Annotated in this window: 7 protein-coding genes and 1 pseudogene; all 8 read left to right on the forward strand. The window is 50.7% G+C overall.

The features are described from left to right. The first annotated feature begins 176 nt into the window (after positions 1 to 176). The 8 genes and pseudogenes from tssB (at position 177) to NNO03_RS22140 (ending at position 9,964) form a co-directional block, all read left to right on the forward strand. Positions 177 to 674 (forward strand): annotated as a pseudogene (gene tssB / locus NNO03_RS22105) (type VI secretion system contractile sheath small subunit). Positions 675 to 740: 66 nt separating this feature from the next. Continuing rightward, positions 741 to 2,270 carry a type VI secretion system contractile sheath large subunit gene (gene tssC, locus NNO03_RS22110; protein WP_271450572.1) on the forward strand — a complete coding sequence of 510 codons (1,530 nt, stop codon included), beginning with the start codon at positions 741 to 743 and terminating at the stop codon, positions 2,268 to 2,270. Between the two features lie 23 nt (positions 2,271 to 2,293). Beyond that, positions 2,294 to 3,631: a type VI secretion system baseplate subunit TssK gene (gene tssK, locus NNO03_RS22115; RefSeq protein WP_271450573.1), complete on the forward strand. Its 1,338-nt coding sequence runs from the start codon at positions 2,294 to 2,296 to the stop codon at positions 3,629 to 3,631. Between the two features lie 5 nt (positions 3,632 to 3,636). Continuing rightward, positions 3,637 to 4,278 (forward strand): type VI secretion system protein TssL, short form, encoded by a 642-nt coding sequence (gene tssL, locus NNO03_RS22120; RefSeq protein WP_202037759.1) that lies wholly within the window; start codon positions 3,637 to 3,639, stop codon positions 4,276 to 4,278. 3 nt (positions 4,279 to 4,281) lie between these two features. After that, positions 4,282 to 5,946 (forward strand): OmpA family protein, encoded by a 1,665-nt coding sequence (locus NNO03_RS22125; RefSeq protein WP_271450574.1) that lies wholly within the window; start codon positions 4,282 to 4,284, stop codon positions 5,944 to 5,946. A gap of 16 nt (positions 5,947 to 5,962) precedes the next feature. Beyond that, positions 5,963 to 6,454, forward strand: a complete 492-nt coding sequence (locus tag NNO03_RS22130) for a type VI secretion system tube protein TssD (protein ID WP_271450575.1) — start codon at positions 5,963 to 5,965, stop codon at positions 6,452 to 6,454. Between the two features lie 162 nt (positions 6,455 to 6,616). After that, positions 6,617 to 9,241 (forward strand): type VI secretion system ATPase TssH, encoded by a 2,625-nt coding sequence (gene tssH / locus NNO03_RS22135; protein WP_271450576.1) that lies wholly within the window; start codon positions 6,617 to 6,619, stop codon positions 9,239 to 9,241. 75 nt (positions 9,242 to 9,316) lie between these two features. Next, positions 9,317 to 9,964 (forward strand): hypothetical protein, encoded by a 648-nt coding sequence (locus NNO03_RS22140; RefSeq protein ID WP_271450577.1) that lies wholly within the window; start codon positions 9,317 to 9,319, stop codon positions 9,962 to 9,964. Positions 9,965 to 9,979 lie beyond the last annotated feature (15 nt).

Consider the following 9,979-nt stretch of genomic DNA (forward strand, 5'->3'; position numbering starts at 1 on the left):
CTATTAGAGAATATATCGGATTACATCGTCACACTAATTATAATCATTAATTGTCATTAACAGTCGTTGTTGACTGCCCACAGAAATGACGTTGTATGAGACTCGTTGAGCGATTGGAAAATGCTCCGTTAGGAAACGCAAAATATCGGCAGGAATCGCCGGTCTGAGAGGGATGTATGGGTGACAGTTTTCAGAATGAAGTGCCAACGGCACGCGTTAATATCAAGTTAGATTTACATACCGGAGGCGTTCAGAAAAAGGTTGAATTGCCGTTAAAACTTTTGACCGTGGGTGATTTCAGTAATGGTAGAGAACAACGACCGCTATCGGAACGCGAAAAGGTTGATATTAATAAGAATAATTTCAACGATGTGTTAGCTAAGTTCTCACCAGTCGTTAATCTGAGTGTTAAAAATACGTTAGCTGGTGATGGTAGAAAAGACGATATTAATCTTACCTTTAAAAATATCCGCGATTTTGAGCCCGAGTAGGTAGCCAGAAATATCCCACAATTACGCGTTCTGTTGGCAATGCGTAACTTACTTCGTGACCTGAAATCTAACTTACTTGATAACGCTGCTTTTCGTCGCGAGCTGGAAACCATCCTTAAGGATCCAGCCCTGAGTCAGGAACTGCGTGATGAACTGGCAACCATGATGCCAGAAGAGATTTAGCGCTATACAGGGTTTCCTCCGCTTAATTGGCAGGAATAGTAAAGGATCATAATAAGGAATATGTTGATGTCTGTTCAGGAACATACCTCTTCAGTCGCGGCCACTACGACCAGTGAACGTAGCGTTTATCAATCCCTCTTTGACAAAATTAATCTTTCCCCGGTTTCGGCATTAAAAAATGTAGATGCGTGGCAGAGCGATGAAGCGCTTTCTGATGCCGATCCGGCTGAACGCGTGACCGCCGCTATTCAGGTTCTGGTTTCATGTCTGGCGGACGCCGCACAGCCAGTAGAGCGCCTGGATAAAACACTGCTTGATGAACAAATTGCGCGCCTCGATAAGCAGATTAGCGATCAGGTAAATGAAGTCATGCATCATGCTGAGTTTCAGAAGCAAGAATCGCTCTGGCGCGGTTTACATTCGATGATCACCGGCATCGACTTCCGTCGAAATGTCCGGGTAGAAATGATGGATATCAGCAAGGATGCGCTGCGTGATGATTTTGACGACGCGCCGGAGCTTATCCAGAGCGGGTTATACCGCCATGTTTATATTGAAGAATATGATCAGCCTGGCGGCGAACCCATTGCGGCAATGATTTCAGCGTACGAATTTGATAACAGCCCGCAGGATATTGCACTGTTGCGCAATATTTCTGGCGTGTCGGCAGCCTGTCATATGCCGTTCATTGGTTCCGTTGGCCCGACATTTTTCCTGAAGGAAAATATGGAAGAAGTCGCGGCCATAAAAGACATCAATGATTATTTCGAACGTGCTGAATACATTAAGTGGAAAGCATTTCGTGATAGCGACGATTCACGCTATATCGGGCTGACTATGCCGCGTGTACTGGGTCGTCTGCCGTATGGTCCTGATACCGTGCCGGTACGTAGCTTCAACTATGTTGAAGAGGTGAAGGGGCCGGATCACGAAAAATACCTGTGGACCAGCGCATCTTTCTCTTTCGCTGTGAACATGGTGAAAAGTTTTATCAAGAACGGCTGGTGCGTCCAGATCCGTGGGCCACAGGCGGGCGGCGCAGTTAAAGATTTGCCTATCCATTTGTACGATCTGGGTACGGGTAATCAGGTGAAGATTCCGTCTGAGGTGATGATTCCGGAAACCCGGGAGTTTGAATTCGCCAATCTTGGCTTTATTCCGCTTTCTTATTATAAGAATCGTGATTACGCCTGCTTCTTCTCTGCTAATTCGGCTCAGAAACCTGCGCAGTTTGATACCCCGGAAGCGACGGCTAACAGTCGGATTAACTCTCGTTTGCCGTATATCTTCCTGCTTTCTCGTATCGCTCATTACCTGAAAATACTGCAGCGAGAAAATATTGGGACGACCAAAGATCGCCGCTTGCTTGAGCTTGAACTTAATAACTGGTTGCGCAGTCTGGTAACCGAAATGACCGATCCTGGCGATGACTTGCAGGCATCACACCCGCTGCGTGATGGGCGTGTCGTGGTGGAGGATATTGAGGATAACCCCGGTTTCTTCCGTGTGCGCCTGTATGCCATTCCGCATTTCCAGGTTGAAGGTATGGACGTCAGCTTGTCGTTAGTTTCACAAATGCCTAAGTCGAAATCTTAACGACGCAGCGCACAGGAGGTGCGATGAAGATCTATCGTCCGTTATGGAGCGAGGGGGCCTTTCTGGCTCCCCAGCAGTTTCAGCAACAGACACGTTGGGATGCCTATGTAGCTGACGTTGTTGCTCACATGTCACTTTCATCACCGTGGGGCGTCATCAGCGCGGAGTTTGATGAAAGTGCGCTAACGGTTTCCCGTTTGAACCCCGTTAATCTGGTTGTGCGCTTTCCTGACGGTACGTTAGTGGATACAGGAATTTCAGATAACCTGCCTCCGGCGTGTGATTTATCGCATCTTACTGGTTACAGCAGCGTTGATATCGTGCTGGCGTTACCGCTGCTTTCAGCTAATGGCGGCAATCTTTCATCAGGCAACGGCGTTAGCCGTCCGTGTCGCTGGCAGCAGGAATGGCTGCCAGTGCAGGATCTCGCAGGTCAGGAACGGACTGATATGGCAGTGCTGCGGCATGCTATCACCCTCCGCTATGCCCATGACGATAACAGCGCTTACCTGACTTGTCCGGTAGCTTGCCTTATTCGTAATGCTCAGGGGCAATGGGAGTTGGGACGCGATTTTTTACCCCCAGCGCTTTCACTCTCAGCCAGCCCCTCATTAATCAATTCGCTCAGTGATTTGGTGCATCGTATCCAGGCTCGTTGTCGCCGCCTGATGGCCTTGCGCCGAGAAAGTAACGAACGAATGGCGGATTTTGCGGTAGCAGATGTTTCGTTGTTTTGGCTGCTGAATGCGCTTAATAGCTCGGAGCCTGTTCTGAAAGAAATGCTGCAAAACCCAGGCCGTCACCCCGAACTTTTGTGGCGTGAGCTGGCGCGGTTAGCGGGCAGCCTGCTGACTTTTTCATTAGACCATGATGTCAGCGTTGTACCGCCATACCAGCACGCAAATCCGCAGCAGGTATTCCCACCACTGTTTGCACTGCTGGTGGAACTGCTGGAAGCCAGCCTGCCATCTCGCGTTGTCGCTATTGAACTGACGCAAGATCGACAGTTCTGGTATGGCGCGTTGTCGGATGCCCGGCTGCGTGAAGGCGCTGATTTTTACCTTTCCGTTCGTTCGGATCTTCCTGCGCATGTCCTCCTTACGCAATTCCCACAGCTCTGTAAAGCAGGGAGCCGGGCAGATGTCTCTGATGTCGTCAATGTGGCACTGAGCGGTATTCCATTAAAACCGCTGACGCATGTACCCGCAGCCATCCCGTTACGACTGGAAAATCAATACTTTGCTCTTGAGATTAATCATCCAGCAGCCCAGGCCATGCTGGATGCCGGTAATTGCGCTTTCTATGTGCCGGGAACGCTGGGAGAGATTCAACTTGAGCTTTTCGCTGTATTAAGGGATTGAAATAAATGAATAGGGATATTGATCAGGTGTTCTGGCCAACCTGGCTTGCTGTCAGCCAGTTACGTGGCGGGGTGGAAGTCGATGATGGGGCGGCTTTCTATCGCCGGGCCTGCCAATGGGTTGATTCTGCGCGTGAGACATTGCGTGACATGGGGTACAGCGAACACAGCGTTGAACACATGCTCTACACGCAATGTGCGTTACTGGACGAAAGCGTGTTGAACCGCAACCGGCAGGATAGCGGTTACATTACCTGGCTTGCGACACCTTTACAGGCCCGCTTTTTCAACACGACCAATGCAGGAGAAGAGCTCTGGGAGCGCATCCGTACCGTACTGCGCGAGCCTGTTCCTGATACCGCCGTATTAACCTGCTTTTATCGTGCAATCACGCTCGGTTTTGTTGGGCGCTATCGTGAGCAAGGTGACGAGCGTCGTGAAGATGTTCTTGAAGCGCTGGCGACTCAGGCGATGCCTTTTAAGTTAATGCACGATGCGCCAGTAATTATGCGGGCTTCCGGCTTTTCTGGCGGTAAGCGCCGCTGGTGGCTGGCATGGATTGTCGGCGCGGTGGCGTTGGGTGCTTTGTGGTTAATATTTTCTCATGTCTTACAAGGGCAGATTGCTCAGCTTATTGGGCAGGGTTAAGACATGGCTCTGTTGCGAGGGATCGTTAACTATGTGCTGGCAGCCGTGCTGGCTTTGTTGCTGGTCTGGGGATTTAGTCCGTTAAGTGCGGGTGTCCGGGGCGGCCTTACCGTCATTATTTTACTGTTTTCCATTCCAGGGATCGTTTATGGCTGGCGTCAATACGGTCGGCTGAAGTCTGCTCATTCTGCTCATGAAGTTCCGCTCCCTCCGGAGGGTTTCAGTGGGCCTGTTGTGCTGGTGTGTGGCGATAATAACCCCTTGTTTGCCGGACGTGGCGATTCTTGCGAGAGTTCGCAGGGCTGGTATTTATCTGTCCAGTCCCCGGAGCATTATATTGCTCTGGTTCGTCAGATAGCAGTGCAACGTCCAGGGCTTCTTATGCGCATTTCCGTGATGCTGGCATTGACTCCGGAACGGCATAATGATGAAGACGCGCTTAAGCACATGCTGCTCAGTTGGCGGCGTGTGGTGGCTCAGAGCCGGCGTTGGTTATCAGGCATACCGCCATTTTGGCTGTGCTGTTGGCTGAATTCTCCTCAATGCCATGAGAGTGTTCGTTGGTTTATCCGCACGCCTCAGGATGCGGAAGTGCAGTCGGCTACGGGATTGAACGACTTTGCGCCTTTCTCTTCGCAAGAGCGCCTGGCTCGCCATTCTCATCTTACACATGCAGTGTGGTTAGATAATTTACTGGGATGGCTGCAGAAGTTACAAGGCGACACCGAGCGCCATGCTCCGCCTCTTTTCTCTGCTTTACGGGTAGTGTGTTTCAGCTCATTAGCGGTCTGTGAAAATAATCTGTGGCAACGGCATATCACGGCGCAAACAACACTTTCCCCTGCGGCGTCAGCAGTGTCCGAGCTGCTGCCTTTTCCTGATTTAGCGCTGCCTTTTTTATCTCGCCGCCGGGCGCTGACAGCATTTCAACGTACGGTGGGCGTAAGTGGTCTGTTATGCGGCATTTTTGTCGGACTGGCGATGACGTGCAGCTTTATCAACAACCAACATCTCATCAGGATCACCAACGATCATTTGACGGTATACCGCCAGCTTAGCGGTAGTCCTGCCGAGCCAAAGATTCAGGCTCAGGATCAACTTCGTCGGGATGCGCTGCGGCTAGAACGCTGGTATCAGCGCGGTGAACCCCTTTCTCTTTCCATGGGATTGTATCAGGGGATGAGATTGCTCCCGCCTCTGCTGGTCGCCCTCAGCGACTGGCTGCCATCTGATAAACCGAAAGTGACCGCCCCGCAAACCGTACGTCTGGACAGTATGTCGCTGTTTGATACGGGCAAATGGGCGTTAAAAGCAGGTTCAACAAAAGTACTCATTGGGGCTTTGGTCAATATCAAAGCTAAGCCTGGTTGGCTGATTGTCATCGCCGGACATACCGATGATGTGGGCGACGATAAATCTAATCAGCAGCTTTCTCTCAAACGTGCGGAATCTGTTCGCGACTGGATGCGTGATACCGGTGATGTTGCGGAGAGCTGTTTTGCCGTTCAGGGCTATGGCGAATTACGTCCCTACAAAACCAACGATACGCCGGAGGGGCGGGCTGCCAACCGCCGTGTAGAGATCAGTCTGGTGCCGCAGGCTGATGCCTGTCGGGTGCCGGGCATGAAGGAACCGTCACCGGAAGGCGGTGGCGCATTAGCGAAGTAAAAATGGAGAAAGAGTTATGGCAATACCAGTCTACCTTTGGCTGAAAAACGACGGCGGCGCGGATATTAAAGGCTCTGTTGATGTGAAAGACCGTGAGGGCAGTATCGAAGTCGTGGCCCAGGAACATAACCTGTACATCCCTACCGATAACAACACCGGTAAGTTGACCGGAACGCGCATCCATACCCCGTTCCTTTTCACTAAGGAAATCGATGCTTCCAGCCCGTATCTGTACAAGGCTGTAACCACTGGTCAGACCCTGCGTCAGGCAGAGTTCAAATGGTATCGCATCAATGATGCGGGTCAGGAAGTGGAATACTTCAATACCACTCTGCACAACGTGAAAGTGGTGAAAGTAAACCCTGTGATGTACGACATCAAAGAACAATCTAAAGAGAAGCATAACCACCTGGAACGGATTGAACTGCGCTACGAGAAGGTCGTCTGGACGTATAAGGATGGCAACATTATCCATTCTGACGCCTGGAACGAGCGTACCACCGCGTAATGCACTAACGGATGAGGATTTCCTCATCCGTTTTTTTATGCCCTCTGCTGATCATCCGGGACGGGGGTTTAGCTGAGAGTTTCAACGTCATTTATTACCTTATGGGCATTGGATTACGGCCACGGGCGGTAGCGTGCCTGAATACAGGGAGTCAGGAAGCAAATGGAACACCAGTCAGCAGTGTTATTACGACGTCTCAACCCCTATTGTGCTCAGGCGCTTGAAGCAGCGGCATCGTTATGCCAGACGCGCGCGCATGCAGAAATCACGCCCGAACACTGGTTACTCAAGCTGCTGGAGCAGGGAGAGGGCGATATTACTGTCATTGCTCGTCGTTATGAATGGGATATCGACAATCTCTGGCAGTCGCTGCTGACGCATCTGGATGTTCAGCCTCGTTCCGTGAAAAGCCGTCCACAGTTGTCTGATGTGCTCCTTTCATTAATGCAACAAGCGTGGCTGTGTGCCGCAACGGATGAAAACTCGCAGATACGTGGTGTACATCTGCTGATGGCGCTGGTAGGAAAGCCTTCACTATTGAAGTGTGACGGCCTGTGGCCTCTTTTGAGCGCCGGGCATACTCAACTGGAACGCCTCCTGCCGCTATTAAATGTCCAGTCGGATGAACGTCCTGAGAGACAGCAAGAAGCCGCTCTGGCGCAGATTTCTCCAGATGACGAAGTGCGTCCTGGCCTGGCTCAGTCGACGTTGTCGCCAGCGTTACAAGGCGTGCTCGATAAATTTACGCTGGACGTGACCGCGAAAGCGCGTGCTGGCGATATCGACCCGATATTTGGTCGCGAAAATGAAATCCGGCAAATGGTGGACGTGCTGTCCCGTCGGCGAAAAAACAATCCCATTCTGGTCGGGGAACCTGGCGTCGGCAAGACCGCTCTGGTGGAGGGGCTGGCGCTGCGTATTGCTGAAGGTAACGTGCCTGATAGCCTGAAATCAGTAACACTACGCACGCTGGATCTTGGGCTGTTACAAGCCGGCGCTGGAGTGAAAGGTGAGTTTGAGCAGCGGTTAAAAAATATCATTGATGCCGTTCAGCAATCGCCAACGCCTGTTCTGCTCTTTATCGATGAAGCACACACCATCATCGGGGCCGGAAATCAGGCGGGGGGGGCGGACGCAGCCAACCTGCTAAAACCTGCTCTGGCCAGGGGTGAACTACGAACCATCGCGGCGACCACATGGAGCGAATATAAACAGTATTTTGAGCGTGATGCTGCGCTGGAGCGACGTTTTCAGATGGTTAAAGTTGATGAGCCGGATGATGACACTGCCTGCTTGATGCTGCGTGGTCTGAAATCACGCTATGCAGAACATCATGGCGTTCACATCACCGACGAAGCGGTTAAAGCCGCCGTTACGCTCTCTCGCCGCTATCTTACCGGGCGGCAATTACCCGACAAAGCCGTCGACCTGTTGGATACCGCAGGTGCCAGAGTGCGGATGAGCCTTGATACCGTTCCGGAACCGTTGACGCGTTTGAAGTCGGAGATCACCGCGCTTGAAATTGAAAAGCAGGCATTGCTTGCAGACCTCGCGGTAGGAAATGGTCAGCATGGTGAAAGGCTGGCCAGCATTGAACAGCGGGAAAATCGTCTGCTTGTCGAACTGGATGAACGTGAAACCCAGTACGGCCAGGAATTAACGCTCACTGAGCAACTGCTGGCCAGCCGCCGTGATATTTCTCGTCAGGCGGAAACGGTTGAATTGCAGCAGCAGCTTAGTGTGCTTCAGCAGGGCCATCCGTTACTGTTTCCGGATGTAGACGCGCGCACCGTTGCTACGGTAATCGCCGACTGGACCGGCGTACCTTTGTCTTCATTAATGAAAGATTCCCAGGCGGATTTGCTGACGCTTGAAACCCAGATGGGAAACCGCGTTGTCGGGCAGGATTATGCGCTGAATACAATCGCACAGCGGTTGCGGGCATCAAAAACAGGACTTACGCCGGAAAACGGCCCACAGGGGGTGTTTCTGCTTACCGGGCCCAGCGGAACCGGCAAAACAGAGACCGCGCTGGCCCTGGCTGACATTCTGTTTGGTGGCGAAAAATCGCTGATCACGATTAATTTGTCTGAATACCAGGAGCCGCACACCGTGAGCCAGCTAAAAGGTTCACCGCCGGGATACGTGGGTTATGGTCAGGGAGGGATCCTGACCGAAGCGGTGCGAAAACGCCCCTATAGCGTGGTACTGCTGGATGAAGTAGAAAAAGCGCATCGCGACGTCATGAACCTGTTTTATCAGGTATTTGACCGTGGCTTCATGCGTGACGGCGAAGGTCGTGAAATTGATTTTCGCAACACTGTGATTTTGATGACCTCCAATCTTGGCGGCGATGCAGTGATGCAACGGCTGGAAGAACAGCCGGAAACCACAGAGTCTGAGCTACACGAACTGCTGCGTCCACTTTTGCGCGACCATTTCCAGCCGGCGCTACTGGCCCGCTTCCAGACGATTCTCTACCATCCGCTCAGTGAACCTGCGCTACGTACGATTGTACAAATGAAACTGGACCAGGTTAGCCAGCGATTGCTGCGCCACTACGGCATCACCACGACGATATCCGAGAACCTTTTTGATGCCCTGACCGCCGCTTGCCTGTTACCGGATACGGGGGCGAGGAATATTGATAGTCTGCTGAATCAACAAATCTTACCGGTACTCAGCCAGCAGTTGTTAACGTATCTTTCCCGGCAGCAAAAACCTCAACAGCTTACTTTGAGTTGGCATGATGAAGAGGGGATTGAACTGATAATTGATAGCGAGTGAAAAATAAAACCCAGTGATAATACTAACGCTGGGTTTTATTTTGTATCGGGATATGCGTGCGCTAAAGGACTAAATATGGATGGTGCTAAAGATCTTGCAAAAGATATGCTCGAAGCTATTAACGTTGATGATTCTGGGTTTATAGCTGCTTTAGCTAAAGGGCTTATATCATTTCCTGTGAGTATGGGATATCTGACCTACGATTTTATGGATACAGAACATCGCAGAGCGAATGAAGATGATAAATACAGGTTTGCCAGGCTTCTTAATAAAGCAAAGTTAAATAAGGAGTTGATTGGCCAGGTTATTGATGTCTTTATTAGTAACTTTTCTTCGCGACTGGACGTTGCTTTAATGGCGGAGAAAATAGTTGGGAGTAGTGCTGGAAGGATAATTTTCTCAGAGCTAACTGGCGTTAAAATTGGGGCTGTCATTTCTAATCGGTTAGTCACAGCATTTTTTTCAGGTGCCGTTATAGGCTCGCTTCTTACGTTGGGAGCGGAAGTATCCAGAGCAATCTATACATCTCGCTATCTGGCTGCAAGGAGTCCAGGTCATTATCAGAAATTGAAAGATATGGGGGACCTGGATCTACTTTATTTTCTTATAGAAGATCTTGTTTCACCTTTTGAAAAAGCAATTGAACTTCACAATGCAAATGAAGTTTTTTTTAATGAGGTTTGCCAATGTTTTCTGGACGGCTTGGGAAGTTTAGAGAAATAGTTATATATTTAATAT

Source organism: Citrobacter sp. Igbk 16 (assembly GCF_028069755.1).
Taxonomy (GTDB): domain Bacteria; phylum Pseudomonadota; class Gammaproteobacteria; order Enterobacterales; family Enterobacteriaceae; genus Citrobacter.

What these genes read in the sequence shown, in the direction of transcription:
- tssC (WP_271450572.1), top strand. Translation starts at nt 741, where the DNA reads ATGTCTGTTCAGGAACATACCTCTTCAGTCGCGGCCACTACGACCAGT.
- tssK (WP_271450573.1), top strand. Translation starts at nt 2,294, where the DNA reads ATGAAGATCTATCGTCCGTTATGGAGCGAGGGGGCCTTTCTGGCTCCC.
- tssL (WP_202037759.1), top strand. Translation starts at nt 3,637, where the DNA reads ATGAATAGGGATATTGATCAGGTGTTCTGGCCAACCTGGCTTGCTGTC.
- NNO03_RS22125 (WP_271450574.1), top strand. Translation starts at nt 4,282, where the DNA reads ATGGCTCTGTTGCGAGGGATCGTTAACTATGTGCTGGCAGCCGTGCTG.
- NNO03_RS22130 (WP_271450575.1), top strand. Translation starts at nt 5,963, where the DNA reads ATGGCAATACCAGTCTACCTTTGGCTGAAAAACGACGGCGGCGCGGAT.
- tssH (WP_271450576.1), top strand. Translation starts at nt 6,617, where the DNA reads ATGGAACACCAGTCAGCAGTGTTATTACGACGTCTCAACCCCTATTGT.
- NNO03_RS22140 (WP_271450577.1), top strand. Translation starts at nt 9,317, where the DNA reads ATGGATGGTGCTAAAGATCTTGCAAAAGATATGCTCGAAGCTATTAAC.